At 38.3% G+C, this 14,660-nt stretch carries 17 protein-coding genes; 8 read left to right on the top strand and 9 right to left on the bottom strand.

Annotation, left to right across the window (positions count from 1 at the left end; genetic code table 11):
• Positions 1-182: 182 nt before the first annotated feature.
• A complete protein-coding gene (locus ABC357_RS10605) occupies positions 183-686 on the bottom strand; it encodes a dihydrofolate reductase (RefSeq protein WP_412887475.1) in 504 nt (167 codons plus the stop codon).
• 308 nt (positions 687-994) lie between these two features.
• Here ABC357_RS10605 and ABC357_RS10610 point away from each other — a divergent pair, with 308 nt between their 5' ends.
• The gene (locus ABC357_RS10610) at positions 995-1,174 is read left to right on the top strand and encodes a hypothetical protein (protein WP_412887476.1); all 180 of its coding nucleotides are present in this window, start codon (positions 995-997) and stop codon (positions 1,172-1,174) included.
• A gap of 51 nt (positions 1,175-1,225) precedes the next feature.
• On the opposite strand, the gene ABC357_RS10615 is transcribed toward ABC357_RS10610, so the two are convergent.
• Positions 1,226-1,441 carry a hypothetical protein gene (locus ABC357_RS10615; protein ID WP_412887477.1) on the bottom strand — a complete coding sequence of 72 codons (216 nt, stop codon included), beginning with the start codon at positions 1,439-1,441 and terminating at the stop codon, positions 1,226-1,228.
• 102 nt (positions 1,442-1,543) lie between these two features.
• The gene (locus ABC357_RS10620) at positions 1,544-1,720 is read right to left on the bottom strand and encodes a hypothetical protein (protein ID WP_412887478.1); all 177 of its coding nucleotides are present in this window, start codon (positions 1,718-1,720) and stop codon (positions 1,544-1,546) included.
• 428 nt (positions 1,721-2,148) lie between these two features.
• Between ABC357_RS10620 and ABC357_RS10625 the strand changes: the two genes are divergently transcribed.
• Positions 2,149-3,498 carry a TrkH family potassium uptake protein gene (locus ABC357_RS10625; RefSeq protein WP_412887479.1) on the top strand — a complete coding sequence of 450 codons (1,350 nt, stop codon included), beginning with the start codon at positions 2,149-2,151 and terminating at the stop codon, positions 3,496-3,498.
• 71 nt (positions 3,499-3,569) lie between these two features.
• Here ABC357_RS10625 and ABC357_RS10630 read toward each other — a convergent pair whose 3' ends face one another.
• Complete coding sequence (locus ABC357_RS10630; RefSeq protein WP_412887480.1) at positions 3,570-3,926, bottom strand: DUF3139 domain-containing protein; 357 nt, start codon at positions 3,924-3,926, stop codon at positions 3,570-3,572.
• 415 nt (positions 3,927-4,341) lie between these two features.
• Here ABC357_RS10630 and ABC357_RS10635 point away from each other — a divergent pair, with 415 nt between their 5' ends.
• The gene (locus tag ABC357_RS10635; protein WP_412887481.1) at positions 4,342-4,764 is read left to right on the top strand and encodes a YuzC family spore coat inner layer protein; all 423 of its coding nucleotides are present in this window, start codon (positions 4,342-4,344) and stop codon (positions 4,762-4,764) included.
• A 164-nt stretch (positions 4,765-4,928) separates the two neighbouring features.
• On the top strand, positions 4,929-5,105 hold the full coding sequence (locus tag ABC357_RS10640) for a DUF4083 family protein (protein ID WP_412887482.1): 177 nt from the start codon (positions 4,929-4,931) through the stop codon (positions 5,103-5,105).
• A gap of 201 nt (positions 5,106-5,306) precedes the next feature.
• On the opposite strand, the gene ABC357_RS10645 is transcribed toward ABC357_RS10640, so the two are convergent.
• Entirely contained in the window at positions 5,307-6,206 is a 900-nt protein-coding gene (locus ABC357_RS10645; protein ID WP_412887483.1) for an ROK family protein, read from the bottom strand.
• A gap of 938 nt (positions 6,207-7,144) precedes the next feature.
• Here ABC357_RS10645 and ABC357_RS10650 point away from each other — a divergent pair.
• Entirely contained in the window at positions 7,145-7,963 is an 819-nt protein-coding gene (locus ABC357_RS10650; protein WP_412887484.1) for an alpha/beta fold hydrolase, read from the top strand.
• Between the two features lie 172 nt (positions 7,964-8,135).
• Here the strand turns inward: ABC357_RS10650 and ABC357_RS10655 are convergent, their stop codons facing one another.
• From ABC357_RS10655 to yeiL, 4 genes are all read right to left on the bottom strand, one after another.
• Entirely contained in the window at positions 8,136-8,486 is a 351-nt protein-coding gene (locus ABC357_RS10655; RefSeq protein ID WP_412887485.1) for a hypothetical protein, read from the bottom strand.
• A 313-nt stretch (positions 8,487-8,799) separates the two neighbouring features.
• Positions 8,800-9,615: an ABC transporter permease gene (locus tag ABC357_RS10660; RefSeq protein WP_412887486.1), complete on the bottom strand. Its 816-nt coding sequence runs from the start codon at positions 9,613-9,615 to the stop codon at positions 8,800-8,802.
• The gene (locus ABC357_RS10665; RefSeq protein ID WP_412887487.1) at positions 9,615-10,619 is read right to left on the bottom strand and encodes an ATP-binding cassette domain-containing protein; all 1,005 of its coding nucleotides are present in this window, start codon (positions 10,617-10,619) and stop codon (positions 9,615-9,617) included. Before ABC357_RS10665 ends, ABC357_RS10660 begins: the two co-directional genes overlap by 1 nt.
• A 238-nt stretch (positions 10,620-10,857) precedes the next feature.
• A complete protein-coding gene (gene yeiL / locus ABC357_RS10670) occupies positions 10,858-11,532 on the bottom strand; it encodes a transcriptional regulator YeiL (protein ID WP_412887488.1) in 675 nt (224 codons plus the stop codon).
• An 89-nt stretch (positions 11,533-11,621) separates the two neighbouring features.
• Between yeiL and ABC357_RS10675 the strand changes: the two genes are divergently transcribed.
• The 3 genes from ABC357_RS10675 to ABC357_RS10685 all read left to right on the top strand — a co-directional run bounded on the left by ABC357_RS10675 (position 11,622) and on the right by ABC357_RS10685 (position 14,462).
• A complete protein-coding gene (locus ABC357_RS10675) occupies positions 11,622-12,782 on the top strand; it encodes an MFS transporter (RefSeq protein ID WP_412887489.1) in 1,161 nt (386 codons plus the stop codon).
• 269 nt (positions 12,783-13,051) lie between these two features.
• On the top strand, positions 13,052-13,318 hold the full coding sequence (locus tag ABC357_RS10680) for a hypothetical protein (RefSeq protein WP_412887490.1): 267 nt from the start codon (positions 13,052-13,054) through the stop codon (positions 13,316-13,318).
• A 427-nt stretch (positions 13,319-13,745) separates the two neighbouring features.
• Entirely contained in the window at positions 13,746-14,462 is a 717-nt protein-coding gene (locus ABC357_RS10685) for an SH3 domain-containing protein (protein WP_412887491.1), read from the top strand.
• Positions 14,463-14,660 lie beyond the last annotated feature (198 nt).

Consider the following 14,660-nt stretch of genomic DNA (forward strand, 5'->3'; position numbering starts at 1 on the left):
TGGAAAACGAAGATCTTTTATGGAAACAAAACAGCAATCACATCCATTTAACTATTAATACAGGCAACTACCTAGCATTTTTAGAAATGAGGGAAGTGATTAGCTTATGTGTTCTTATGCAACTAGCAAACTCTCTGTTTGTTTAATCCATTTTCTTAGGAAGGATCTAGGACTGCCCCTAACTAAGAAAGTGATGGAGACTTTTTCTTTTCATAAATACAAAACCAGTGGTCATATTGATTTTCTGCATCTTTTTCTTGCTTTACACATTCAGTACACACCCATTCGCTAGATAATAACGGGAAAAACGTATCAACATAAGGCAACGTAATATCAACAATCGTTAAATAGATCCGGTCAGTATAAGAAAAGAATTGTTTAAATACAGTTGAACCTCCAATTATATATAAATCATTGTCGGCTTGCTCAGCTAAGATATCCTCAATAGAGTGTTTCACTTCTACTTCATCAGGAAAAACATAGTCTTTCCTGCGAGTCAGCACTATATTTCTCCGATTATGTAACGGCCGGCCTATCATTTCATAAATCTTCCTGCTCATTACCACAGAATTGCCCTCCGTCAATTCCTTGAACAAGAGTAAATCTTTTTTCAATCTCCATGGCATCTGATCGTGAATACTGAATTCTAGGTTTAAGCCTACACAGGCAATCATATTAATACTCATATGGATATATCACTTCCTTTAGCTAGTGATTCTGACTACTTCTTTATAAGAATAATCCCGAAAAAAAGAATATGAAAGCTGTTTGGCTATACAAACATATACCTCCCCCGCTTACCATACCCTCTTTAACCCACTTTTGTATTATTGTAGCATAAGCTCCGCAAGACATCCTTTTCCTAGCTCCAAAACAATCCAAACCATTATACAAGTGCCTATATATAATTAATTCACAAAAAAATGAAACTTTTTAGGCCGCTCAATCGTCTATATAAGTATAAATATATTTTGAACGGAGGAATGTAGTAAATATGCATAATACTTTCTTATATGCTGTTCTTTTAATCGGGTTGTCTGTATTGGTAAGCGTTCTTTCCGTACAGGTAGGGACTTGTTTTCTCATACTATCCATCTTAACCATAACAGTTAAAAACACAATTGACCGAAAATATGGCCACTTACTGAAAAAGAAAGAATACGCCTCCAAATAACCAAAAAAAGCAGAAGCTATGCGGCTCTGCTTTTTTCTTTTAATCAAATGTTTATTGAATAACCAGCCTTTTCTTTTCCTTACCTTTTGCTTTTTTCCATCGTTCGTATTTTTCGCGCTTTTTCGAACACCCAAAATCAGTTGTTGCCTGAATGAGATTATTAACAATGGATGCAGTCGCCCATATGGAAATAGCTCCAACAGCCAAAGCGGCAATTACTTCATTAGAAGATATCTCAATAGAAGTATGTTCGGTTTGGATTTTCATTTGAATGCCTCCTTTATTATGATTTAGAATAAGACAAGTCTATCAATAATTGATGATGTAAAGGCAAACTGGAAATGTCAATATCGGAACATCGGGATATGTTCATTTAAACTTATCTTCTAAAGGAATAAAATATTTTTCGATTCCCTTCGTAAAGGTTTTGTATAGGCTTTCGTTCAATAAGTAGTTCCGCCTTTCGAACCACCACCACCAGCTTTGGAGTTCATCATACCTTTTCGCCTTTTCTTCCATGGATAAGTCCTTTTCCTTTAATCTCATCAAGCACCTCCAAATACAGTATGTTATGATTTGTTGTTATTCACATTACATAGTTCATTTTGTAAGGGCGCTTTTCCTTCTGCCATTTCCATATTTCTCTATATTTCAGGAAGGATTTCGTGCACAAACTGCTGAATTGGTGTGTATGGCATATGAATGTATGTATCCCCTTTTTGCAGCCTGGCGTCTTTTATATGTAGTAAAACTTCTAAAAAAGTACGATTTAGAGTGACCTAAGATTTTCAGATGGATGCATTTAAAAAAGCCTGCTAGAGCATAACTACCCTTGCATATTAGCTAGAAAGAGTATTGCTTTACTCTTCCACTATTCCATCGTTCCTTAAAGCCTAATCTATCCATGAAATATTCCTTTCCATTTTGAACATACTAGAACTACTAATTGATGCATTCAAATGAAAGGAACACATATGACTATTAAAAGGTATTTGAATAAGCTAACTCCCGCCCAAATCATCGTTTTATACTATTTTATCGCCGTATTATTATCCGCCTTTTTATTCCGGCTTCCGATTGCCCTGCAGGAAGGCGTCCATTTATCTTTCATGGATGCAATATTTACAGCTGTAAGCGCAGTAAGTGTAACTGGCTTGTCCGTTATCGGCATTACCGATACATTTAGTGTTCCTGGTTATTTTATCTTAATGTTTGTTTTGCAATTTGGCGGTATAGGCGTCATGACTTTACATACATTCATCTGGTTAATCTTTAAGAGAAAAATCGGATTCAAAGAGCGCCGGCTAATTATGACTGATCAGAACCAAGGCTCCTTTGCTGGTTTGGTATCCCTATTAAAACAGGTATTGATCATGTTTGTAACCATTGAAGCTCTTGGTGCAATTATTCTAGGTTTTTATATGACTAAAGACTATCACTCTGTGCCTGAAGCATTATTACAAGGACTTTTCATGTCTATTTCTGCCACAACAAACGCTGGATTCGATATTACCGGAAGTTCTTTATATCCATATGCAAATGATTATTTCATCCAATTGGTAAATATTGTTTTGATTCTTTTCGGGTCTATTGGCTACGCTGTTTTGATTGAAGTGAAAAATTATTTGATCCGCAGGCCGCAAAACCGTCCTTATCAATTTTCATTGTATACAAAATTAACTACATCCACTTTCTTTATCCTGATTGCCTTAGGGACGGTATGTATCCTATTATTGGAGCACCATCACTTTTTATTAGAAAAACCTTGGCACGAACAATTTTTTTATGCGCTTTTCCAGTCGGTCACCACAAGAAATGCCGGCCTCGCTACAATGGATGTCAGCCAATTTGCACCGCCGACTTTATTTATCTTATGTGCATTGATGTTTATAGGCGCCTCTCCCAGTTCGGTTGGAGGAGGCATACGAACCACTACATTTGCTATTAGCGTTTTGTTTTTATTCCATTATGCCCGTGGCCACCAGCATATTAAAATATTCAAACGTGAAATTCATGAAGATGATATCAAAAAATCTGTAGTGGTCACCATGATTGCTTTGATCGTGTGCGGTTTAGGGATCTTATCGCTAAGCATTTCTGAAACATTTTCCTTAACTGCTATTCTGTTTGAAGTGTGCTCGGCATTCGGAACAACTGGTTTATCTTTAGGTATTACATCAGACTTATCGGCAGCAGGGAAGGTCGTCATCATTATTCTCATGTTTATCGGCCGAATCGGCATTCTTTCATTTATTTTCATGTTCGGTAAAGGGAAAGATCCTGATATTTACCGCTACCCGAAAGAGCGAATCATTATTGGTTAAAGAGATTGGGGCTATCAGCCCAATCTCTTTTTGCTGATCTTCTATTCATGGGTCATATTTCTGTTACATGTTTATTCGGTATGTTTATAACCCTCAATGAATGGAGAAGAATTGTATTGCTGTGTAATCACCCCGCTGTCTTCTATGTAAATATAGATATGGTCGGGTTCATCCTTAAAAACAACTGCCGCTTCATATGGGCCTAAGCCTTTTCCTCTGTTCACTATTTGTATTTCTTCTATTTCTTCTTTCTTATACGATTTTAATAAATGCGACATTGTTTCACGCTTCAATTCCATCCTTTCAAGCCATAAACCCGTTTTCAAAAAGAAGATGTATCCTATCGCACCTATTATGCACAGCCCAAGAATAGCGAATAAACCAATTGCAGCTTTTACTTTGTAATCAACCTTAGGAGCGCCGGCCACAGTCCTCCCTCCTTCATTTTTAAACATGCACATTCGGAAATTTTATATAATTAAGAAAAACTTAAGGATACTCATTTATAATAAGAACTTGGTTAAATTTGTTGTTTATATTACTTAACATGCATGAAAAGCCAGTTTATACAGCTGGCTTTTTATGTTTTTATCTAAAGAATCCGCAAAGAATGATGATTCGTATTTTTTTAAAGGAAACACTTTTATGCAGTTTTTGAAGGTATTTCAACATTCTGCAAGCCTTTTCATCAAATTGCTGACATTAGCATAATCATAAAGCTGCAAATTGCTTACTCCACACAATTCCTTCATATGTTTCTTTTCTAGAATCCCCATAAATAATTCACTTTTTCCACAGAAGGGCAATACACTATATGGATCAACTCTTAAGGAGGTTTCCAAAATGTATTATCCTTACCATATTCCTTACTATCTATCTAACCCAAATTACATGCCTGCATACTATTCTACTCAGCATCAGGCCCATACACCTGCATCTCCATCAACTGTTTATGATAGAATCCTACCGCCAACTCAACCAGAAAGGCTTATGAAATCTGCTGAGAATACAAAGCTTCTTCTGGCTGATGCAGCTGTCGTAAACGAAAAACTAAGGACCTCACCGGACTTTGTAAAACAATTAGCTACCGCTGCCTCACAATCCGACCATCAAACGGTCCATTATTTAATCAATAATTTGGCCATTCAAAACAGAGCCTTGATATCCTATTCCCCAGGTGGCATTTCCATTACATTAATACCGCAAGATGAAGCGAATAGTTGCTGTTATATCGTCATGTTTTTAAACTGGAAAGATTATTTTTAAATGCAGCAGGCAGAATTCTCCCATTCTTTAGAATGGGTTTTTTATACATTTACATCTGTTGATTACAAAGAATTCTGTCAAACATCTAGGGTTATTTCTGTTTAATAAAAGGAGCTTTCTATGTTATAATTCCCACATAATGGTTATTTAAGGGGGCATCCATTTTGTTTACTGTTGAATCCATATTTATATTTATCTTTTTCTCTCTTGTCGTTTTAGGAGCTATTTCCTTTATGTTATTTGTCAGGCGATTACTGCTGCATAGTTACCAACAGAAGCAAACTTACAGAATAATGGATGACAAATTGAATCGGATATTATCCATTTTAGAAAAGAATTAATATCAGTTATTATTGCAATCATACCCTTCCCACTTGATTCCTGTAGCATTCATTTATTGAACATATAGTAAGTCAACGATAACTAATTTCCATCTTATACCACTTTTGTTGGCCGCTCCATGATTTTTATTTGCATTATCCAACACAAGGTCTTATGGACATATGATTGACTGTTTCACTTTTTAACCTCCAACATGTCTATCAAATGATTTTACAGGTTTCATTTGTTTTTTTCACATTTAAATAATGCTTGACCGCTCCGATCAAATTAGCATCATTTTTAAACTGGCACAAAGCCACATCTGGAATAAATGGAGCAATCTTCACTTTTGCAACAATCTTTTCCAAGCTTGCATTCAAGTTCTCTAATAAGCTTTCCATTGATGAAACACCGCCGCCAATGATGATTTTCTCCGGATCAAAACTATATTGAAGATTGTATATTCCTAAGGCGAGGTAATGATAAAATCGTTCAGCTTCTTCTGCTGCTATCTGATCCCCTGCCTCCGCCAATTCAAATACTTCTTTACCCGTTATCGATTTAAGAGGTATATTTTTCCTTTTTTCGTATCGTTTTGCCAAGCCGACTGCCGTACCCAAATCGCTGAATGTTTGGTCCTCAGTCAGCATCATATATCCGAATTCCCCTCCAAACAGATTGTTTCCCCGCCATAATTCACCATCAGTAATAATGGCTCCCCCTATACCCGAACCTATGACGATGAACAGAATATGCTTCATCCCTTTTCCGGCGCCCATCCATACTTCAGCCAAAGCTGCACAATTGGCATCATTTTCGATCGTTACTGGGCACTTTAACAGCTCCCTCAACTCTTCAAAAATAGAGTATTGATGAATGTATGGAACAGCACTGCTTCCTTCAATCCATTCTTTTTCTTGATTGACAGCACCTGGAGAACTAATGGCCACTCCATCAATGCTGATTTGATTTTCAAATTTACATTTTACATCGAGGATTTGCTTTTTCATATCTTCCCATTTTCCTGGCGTTTGGAAAAAACCATTTTGTGATAATCCGTCCTTTTCCCAAATAGCATATTTAACCGATGTTCCCCCAATATCAAAAACTAAAATAGCCATAGAATCCCCATCCTTTTTTAGCTTTGTGGCAAAGTCATGCCACCATTCGCCTACTTAAAGCTTACACTATCCTATGAGAAAAACGCGTCTTCATAACAGATTTACGTTTACCAAAGAAAATATGTCACTGCCATTCACCTATCCTTGCCGTACCTTTAGCGGTCTCATTTGCAGGTAAACAATCAAGCAATCTCATTTTCCGAATACAACAAAGCGTTGCATGAAAAATAGTGAACACACTCCCCAATGAAAAACAAACTAATCCCAATAACTGCTGCAATAAGCTTTTGGCACCCTTTATATCCATTTATCACATTCATTTTTCAACTTCCAGCTTATTTATCCGCAAAAACAATTTCCTTTATTGTATAATTATGGATGAAAATAACCTGTTTATAAATACATTTTTTTAAAAAGGAGACTTAATATAAATAGAACAGTCCTTTCAAACATATCCTATTGGTTATTTTGGTGCTGTATCCTTTCTTCATTTAATTATATTGGCTGGGCTGTACTTGCATTCCTTAGGACTCCGCCATTACCGGAAATATTCCCCAAATTACTTTTGCAACTCTCTTTAGGATTAGCTATTACAGTCCAATGTTAGGGCTTATTTTCGCTTTTCTAGGCAGCGAAGGAATGCCAAATTGGCGGAATATCATTGCCAATGGAGCTGCTTTTATTTATTTTTCAGGATCTTGGCTATGTATCGAAACATAGCTTACGGATCTTTTCATTTTTTCTTATAAATGAACTGTCCCATGATGAGGTATAGCCAAAGAGCTGTCAGGAATATGCCCATCATATTGGTTAGGAATGAAGTACATATTGATTGAATAAAACCTATTAATTATTTAGAGCATATTTAAATTTAGAATAATAAACATGTTCAAAAGAAACGGTAAGTGATTGAATTATTTTCGAAGGAGTTTTCAAAAATGGATATCAACGAAGAAAAAAATGTCATTTATAAAGAAACGGAACTTGGGCCATTAAAAGCAAATGTATACTACCCTTTATCGAAAGGAAAATATCCTGGCATTATTCTAATCCATGGCGGCGCCTGGTTGACTGGAGATAAAGAGATGTATAGAGAATGGGGGCCTTTTCTGGCAAAACAAGGATATCCTACAATTGCTTTCGACTATCGATTATCGACTGAAGAAAACGCATCATTTCCCGAAGTCACATATGATGTCCAAGATGCTATAGCGTTTGTTGTGAAACATGCAGATAAATGGCAGATTGACGTGGACAGAATCATTTTAATCGGCGATTCAGCCGGAGCCCACCTTGCTGCTTATGCCGCTCTGGAAAGCATCAAAGACCATTCTTGCAAAATCAGATCGGCCATTGGTATATACGGAGTGTATAATTTGCCTGAATGGCAGCAATACACCTATTCACAGAGAGAAAATGACCCAGTAGGACAATTAATGGGCACCCCCCATTCTATTAAACAATTGAAAGACGCTTCGCCGTATTACCTTTTTCAATCACTTGAAAAACCATTGGAAACTGATTTTTACATTATATGGGGAGATAATGATGATGTAGTGCCAGCAAACCAATCGGAATCCTTTTCACTTTTGCTCGAAAGCAAAGGGTTCTCCGTCCAAACACTTGTTATTCCAGATAAAGGGCACTTTTGGTTCAATCTTTTTGAAGAAATAGAAGGCGGTTCATTAGTGGATGAACCAAATCCATTAGTCATTAAAAATATCCTCCATTACTTAAAAAGGAAGGCGCCTATTTAACCATATCTCCCCAGTTCGTCGAGATGGAAAAGTGGATAGATGGTCTGGCATCATCTATCTATCTCCAAAAATCGCAATCGGGATTGGCAACTATTTATCCGCTACTAGCTGAAGAATCAATAAGCTGGTTAGGCCACCAAAGCTAAGCGGTCAGGGATTAGCAAAATAGACGTTAAGTATCCATCAAAATTTCCAAATAGTCGGTATCTGTTAATAAAGATATCCTTTTTTTATCTTTTGTATAGACAGTAATTCCGCCTTCTTGAAATACTTTTTTCCAACCATAATGATTAATGGCTTTTTTATAGCTAATCGGAATTCCGCTGTCAAAGGACGCTTTTTTCCATTCAAACCCTTTGGAAAGGTCTGTTTCTCGGACTAGGCGAGCATCCTTAGGGACAGGGAAACCATAAAATTCAGTTGCTGTTTGATAGGAAGCTAGAGAATACCCATTATAAAGAATTCCAAAGGACAAAAAAACGAACAACAAGGCAGAACTTTTTATAAGTACCTTTTTACTCACAATCAGAACCTCCTTCGAATAATAGATCCGTTCATTATTCTACTTTTTTCTTTATACTCCTCTATCTATTAAACTCCCTAAGGATATTTCCCACAGGCAATACTAATTTTCAACTAGCGCACATAATGGCCCGCTTCAAGCCATTAGGGGTGCAACTACCATATCATTTAAAACGGCCGATGAAAATATCATCTTTTCCGATTCACCGGCATTCCATTCTTTCTTATTTGATATAGTTCCTCATCGATTCTTTTCCTAGAACAAAAAACACCACTCTTATTGTAGAAACAAACAAGAGTGGTGCATCAATTGGTTATGTTCTTCGCATATAAGCGCGAACGGTTACGGGCGCAAAAATGGCTACGATCACCATTGCACCGATAAGTGAGAACACCAAATCCGAACCTACGATACCTGCATTGACCAGGTTTCTGACGGCAGTGACCAAATGGGAAATCGGATTGATTTTCACTAACCATTGCATCCAGTCCGGCATTGTATCTGCCGGCACAAAGGCATTCGATAAAAAGGTTAATGGAAACAACACAATCATTGATATTCCTTGGACACTCGATGCTGTTCTGGCAATGACTCCGAGGAAAGCAAATATCCAGCTAATTGCCCATGAACACAAAATGACAAGAAGTGCAGCAAGAACTACATAGCCGATGCCTGCTTCTGGACGGTATCCCATGATGTAACCCATTGTAAAGGTCAGAACGGTAGCAATTGTATAACGTATTGTATCTGCCAGCAGCGCCCCTGCAAGTGGAGCGATCCTCGCGATAGGCAATGATTTGAATCGATCGAAAACACCTTTGTCCATATCCTCGCGAAGTTGTACACCCGTTACAACAGAAGTTGTTATAACTGTTTGTACAAGGATTCCTGGTATGATGATCGGCAAATAGCTTTTTACGTCCCCTGAAATGGCTCCTCCAAAAATATAAGTGAACATAAGGGTAAAAATGATTGGCTGCAATGTCACATCAAACAATTGCTCCGGTGTTCGCCGGATTTTGAGAATGCCTCGGTAAGCCATGGTCAATGAATTCCGGACTGCCTGGCGAAAGCTTGTCTTCCTGGATGGCTGCATGCCTGCTGTCTGATTCATAGGTGAATTATTCATCATTCATCCTCCTCTTCTATCGGTTCCTGTTTGTTGCCCTCTCCTGTAATCGTGAGGAATACCTCATCCAATGACGGCTTTTGTACGCTCAATTCGGAAAGTTTGATTCCAGAATCCCTTAGGGCGATCAGGAGATCGGCCACTCTGTCTGCGTCCTTCATAGGAGCTGTTATTCTCCCCTCTTCCAAGGAAACAACAGCTTTTACCTTCAAAATCTGTTCAACAGTCTTCCGCGCTTTTTGCATTTCATTAGATTGTTGAATGCTTACTTGCAGTGATGAAGTCCCTACTGAAGCCTTTAATTCATTGACCGTTCCTTCAGCTACAACCCGCCCGCGATCGATCACCGCAATCCGATCTGCCAATTCATCTGCTTCCTGAAGGTATTGCGTAGTCAGCAAAACAGTGGAACCTGAATTGACCAATTGACGGATCGTCTTCCACATTTGATTGCGGGTGCGGGGATCAAGACCTGTTGTCGGCTCATCCAGAAAAATCAAAGGCGGCTGGGCAATAAGGCTTGCAGCCAAATCTAATCTGCGTCGCATCCCACCGGAAAAATTCTTTAAAGGGCGCTTTGCTGCTTCAGTCAAACTGAACTCTTCAAGCAATTCTTCCGCTTTCCGTTTTGCCTCTTTGCGCCCCAGCCCGAGCAACCGGGAAAAGATGATTAAATTTTCCGTTGCGCTGAGTGACTCATCGACCGAGGCGTACTGTCCGGTCACTCCGATCAGCTGCTTGACCATCTGCGGGTCCTTTTCCACATCATAGCCAAAAATACGTGTAGTTCCGGCATCTGCCCGCAAAAGCGTTGCAAGCATCCTGATTGTCGTTGTTTTCCCTGCCCCATTCGGGCCTAGCACTCCATAAATAGTACCTGCACGCACATTCAGATCTACACCGTCCACAGCGCGATTATCACCGAATGTTTTGACTAGCCCTCTTGCTTCAACTGCCCACTCACTTCCGGCTTTTATTTTTTCTTTTAAAGACTCGCTATTCATCGTTGTTCCTCCCACTTGTTCATACTTTTTATAGCTTATGAAAGGATCGTACATAACAAGTATGAACTAATTATGAACTGGAGAAATGAAGATTTAACGCAAGCCTTATTGATTAACCCATACACACCAAAAAAGCGATTCTCTAAGAGAAACGCTCTTCTTTATGGGAGAGGCTACGACAATCTGCCCTTCATTCTACTATAGATTGCTGTCCGTATATGTATATGCATTTTTTTTATTATTTTACAGGGCTAATAGGGGAAGCCAACTCCTCAAGGCTTTTTTCATCCTTGATAATGAAACTCCTGCCGTCCTTCTCCAAATACCCCTTCTCGCAGAAATGGGAAAGAACATGGAGTAAATGCCGATATGACACGCCAAGGTACTCACAAACCTCTGTATGCTTTTCTTGATATAAATGGCCGTTGGAGGATAAAAGAATAAAGTCCGCCAGCCGATTTTCCAAAGGATAAGCCAGGCTTTGTGTATATTTCGCTGCTATTACTGTTGCTTTATTGCTGAGAAATGTGCATAGATGCCTCAAAAATGTTGCATCTTGAAGAAGTGCCTCTTTACAGGCATAAACAGGAATGGCAAAGCAAACTACATCGTTCGCTGTTTGGATTCCTTTAGAATAGTACGATTCCTGCAAAAGTTCCACTTCCCCGATAAAGGTGCCTGGCAGGATAAAATTGATGAGGGAAACTTTGCCGTTATGATGTGTATAATATATTTTTCCCTTGCCTTCAATAAGGTAAAATAGGTATTCAGGAAACGATCCTTCACGGATGATAAACTCTCCCCGTTTGTATGCATGCACTTGTATCAAATCATCTATTGCGATTGAAAAGAAAGACTGGATGGGATAAGCCTTCAAATATGAGCTGCGCATCGGTTCAGCTAAAATCTGCATTTTTGCCTCCAAATAACAAAAAGTATGAGATATCTCATATTATTGTAGAATACCTCATGCTACTATTCAATGACTACGGAGGGATTGACATGAAAAATCAGCGATGGATGTCGCAAAACTTTTTTGCTTTTTTTATTACATGGGGGATATTCCTGCCCTATTGGACAGGATGGCTTGTAGACGCTAAAGGACTAAGCGTCGGCGAAGCGAGCCTAATTATGAGTTTCGGTTTGATTGCCCGAGGGGCTTCAACCTTATTTGCCTTTCCATGGGCATCGAATCGCTGGAGCAATAAAATGGTCATGGTCATATTGACGGCCGGGTCCCTAATTGCTGCGCTTCTATATATTCCGGCATATTCTTTCCCAACTTTATTTGCCATTACAATCGTGTTCAGTCTGTTTTACCCTGCCTTAATGCCGGCACTGGATAGTACCGCTGGCGTATTGGTTCAGCATGGGAATTTACACTACGGGAAAAGCCGCTCATATGGATCAATCGGATTTATCGTTTCGGTTCTCATTATCAGCATTTTTACTGGCTACATAGGAGATGAAGCTATTCTATGGCTAATGCTCGCAGGGCTTGCGGCTTTGCTTGCTTTACTCCTGCTAAATCCGGCACCGTCTGTTTTATTGATAAAACCTGATGCAAGCGAGAAAAAAGGAAACGCAAACAAAACGCTGTACAGTCTTTTAAAAATAAAAGGGTTTCCACTAGTACTGGTAATCGTTATCCTTCTTCAAGGAGCGCATGCATCCTATTATAACTATGGATACATTTACCTCCAAGAGCTCGGCGTGTCCAAATATTTTATTGGAATGATTATCAATATCGGTGTCCTTTTTGAGATTTTATATTTTTCCAAAGCAGACAGCGTTTTCGGAAAATGGAAACCGGCATCGTTGTTCATGCTTTCAGCGATAGGATCGACACTGCGGTGGCTGCTCGTCTTTTTTAGCCCAAATGTTTGGATTTTCATTCTTTCACAAAGCCTACACGCCCTCTCATTCGGTGTTGCTCATTATGCCTTTATCCTTTATATCACACAAAAGCTGCCGAAATCTCAGATTGCCAACGCCCAAGGAGTATATTCTGCATTAGCGTTGAGCTGGAGCACTGCAGTCCTTACTTTACTGGGAGGCGCCTTATACGGGATCGCTCCAAAATACGCCTTTCTTGGGATGATTATCTGCACGGTCCCTGCCTTTCTTTTATCCTGGAGGTTTAAAAATAAATACGCAGAGTAAAAACAAACCGCAAAGAGCCTTTTCGAAAAGGCTCTTTCTTATATGCAAAAACTCGAATTAGATGATAAGAATCTTCATGTCAAAATTGAATCATTTTCTTTCGGCATGCTCCTGAGCCAAACAACACTCGACGTCTCTTTGCGAACCGAAAAAAGTGCCTAACATAAAAAATAGCCGATCACTCAATGTACAAAACTTCTCATTTAGTGTAAAATTACACTATACTATACATTTAATTGCCCTTATTTCTATTATAAAGGAGAGTTTCTATGTATAAATGGTCCTATCTATTTATCGTTTCTGCTCTGATTTTAAGAGGAGCGGACAGTGTGCTGTATATGGAAGATTGGTATTACCCAATGGGAGTAATTATTGTGGAATGGATAGTAGTTTTTTTAACAGGGATAGGGCTTATTTTAAGTTTTACCGGAAAATTAACGGGAAATAAAATAACTGCCATATCATTAAATCTCCTCCATGTATTTTTTACACTTATCCTTTTCGCCAATGTAGCTATATTAACCTTTGGCTGTTAAGGAAACCTGTTCCTTGCTTTACATAATGTATTAAAATACGGATAAGCATCTACACATGGCTTAATCGGTTAAAAAACCATAATTTTTAAATGATAACAGCATTTAAAGGGAGTAATGCAAAGAATAATTTGAAAAATACGGTTCATTTCCGGTGCTTTCATAATGATCATCGACGTTTTTTTCTGTAAGTCCTCTGAAAACTACCATCCTATTAGATGGATCTCCTTATTTCTTGCACTTATTGTAATCCTCTTAATCCCCTCTATTCCATATGAACAAAAGAAACATCCTTACAGCGTTTTTCCTTTCCTTCAATGGGTATATGAAAACAAATACCTATTTATATGTTTTTGTGATAATAGCCAAATCTGTTTCATACACTAAGTCTGTATGCTACTAGTTTGCAATAAAGTGGAAGGGGATCAAAATGAAGGAAAAACTCTTGAAAGTATTGTTATCGTCTATCTTGCTCGTTGGTCTATACACACCATTCGCCACAAATAGTGTTGAAGCTAAAGCTGCTTCTGTACAAGAAGGGGTTGTAGATATCGTTAACGGACATTTGGCTGTCCGCAGCCAGCCTAGTGGAAACGCTTCTTCCATCGGAACGTTGAAAAGATCACAAAAAGTAAACGTTTATTCCCAAAAGAATGGGTGGGCACACATTCAATACGGATCAAAAAAAGGGTATATATCCTTGAAATACGTTAGATTCTATCGTACGACTTCTGCCGGAAGCGTCAAAAAGATTACCGATCGTGCCATCAGCACTCAAAGAAAAACATGGGAAAAGGCATATACAAAAAATGAATTATATACGATTATGTCCCCTGCTTTTACACAAGCATACATCGACGGCAATTTCAAAACCCATTATATGAAATCAGGCATACGAAATGGCCAGCAATTATATTCAATCATACCGACCGAAATCTGGGGATATGGAATCAGCACATTTGACTGGTATGGTAAATACGGTAAAAAGCCAACCTATTCTTTTTATGTGAAAAATAATGCCGAATATTTGATTGTTTCCCAATATCAACAAAATGAAGAAAGTGGAAATAACACGATGACACTTTCTTTAATCAAACAGCCAAAGTCAAACTGGAAAGTATTCGGAATTAATCGAATCTACCACTAATATAAACATACTATAAAAAAGCTCCTATGTTCTGCTCCCAAAAAGGTAGAGTTGAAATCCTTACGTTTTGGGCCATCTCAATAGGGGCTTCTTTTTTGCCGTCATAATGTGAAACAATCCATTGCGGCAATCATACATATTCCTGCACTATCACTAATACAATTTAATAAGATACTTATACCTGAAAAGAGGGATAGT

The organism is Bacillus kalamii (assembly GCF_047238185.1).
Taxonomy (GTDB): Bacteria; Bacillota; Bacilli; order Bacillales; family DSM-1321; genus Bacillus_AD.

Bases quoted from the DNA above. Each gene is read 5' to 3' on its own strand.
- ABC357_RS10605 (WP_412887475.1), bottom strand. From the start codon at position 686: ATGAGTATTAATATGATTGCCTGTGTAGGCTTAAACCTAGAATTCAGT.
- ABC357_RS10610 (WP_412887476.1), top strand. From the start codon at position 995: ATGCATAATACTTTCTTATATGCTGTTCTTTTAATCGGGTTGTCTGTA.
- ABC357_RS10615 (WP_412887477.1), bottom strand. From the start codon at position 1,441: ATGAAAATCCAAACCGAACATACTTCTATTGAGATATCTTCTAATGAA.
- ABC357_RS10620 (WP_412887478.1), bottom strand. From the start codon at position 1,720: ATGAGATTAAAGGAAAAGGACTTATCCATGGAAGAAAAGGCGAAAAGG.
- ABC357_RS10625 (WP_412887479.1), top strand. From the start codon at position 2,149: ATGACTATTAAAAGGTATTTGAATAAGCTAACTCCCGCCCAAATCATC.
- ABC357_RS10635 (WP_412887481.1), top strand. From the start codon at position 4,342: ATGTATTATCCTTACCATATTCCTTACTATCTATCTAACCCAAATTAC.
- ABC357_RS10645 (WP_412887483.1), bottom strand. From the start codon at position 6,206: ATGGCTATTTTAGTTTTTGATATTGGGGGAACATCGGTTAAATATGCT.
- ABC357_RS10650 (WP_412887484.1), top strand. From the start codon at position 7,145: ATGGATATCAACGAAGAAAAAAATGTCATTTATAAAGAAACGGAACTT.
- ABC357_RS10660 (WP_412887486.1), bottom strand. From the start codon at position 9,615: ATGAATAATTCACCTATGAATCAGACAGCAGGCATGCAGCCATCCAGG.
- ABC357_RS10665 (WP_412887487.1), bottom strand. From the start codon at position 10,619: ATGAATAGCGAGTCTTTAAAAGAAAAAATAAAAGCCGGAAGTGAGTGG.
- yeiL (WP_412887488.1), bottom strand. From the start codon at position 11,532: ATGCAGATTTTAGCTGAACCGATGCGCAGCTCATATTTGAAGGCTTAT.
- ABC357_RS10675 (WP_412887489.1), top strand. From the start codon at position 11,622: ATGAAAAATCAGCGATGGATGTCGCAAAACTTTTTTGCTTTTTTTATT.
- ABC357_RS10680 (WP_412887490.1), top strand. From the start codon at position 13,052: ATGTATAAATGGTCCTATCTATTTATCGTTTCTGCTCTGATTTTAAGA.
- ABC357_RS10685 (WP_412887491.1), top strand. From the start codon at position 13,746: ATGAAGGAAAAACTCTTGAAAGTATTGTTATCGTCTATCTTGCTCGTT.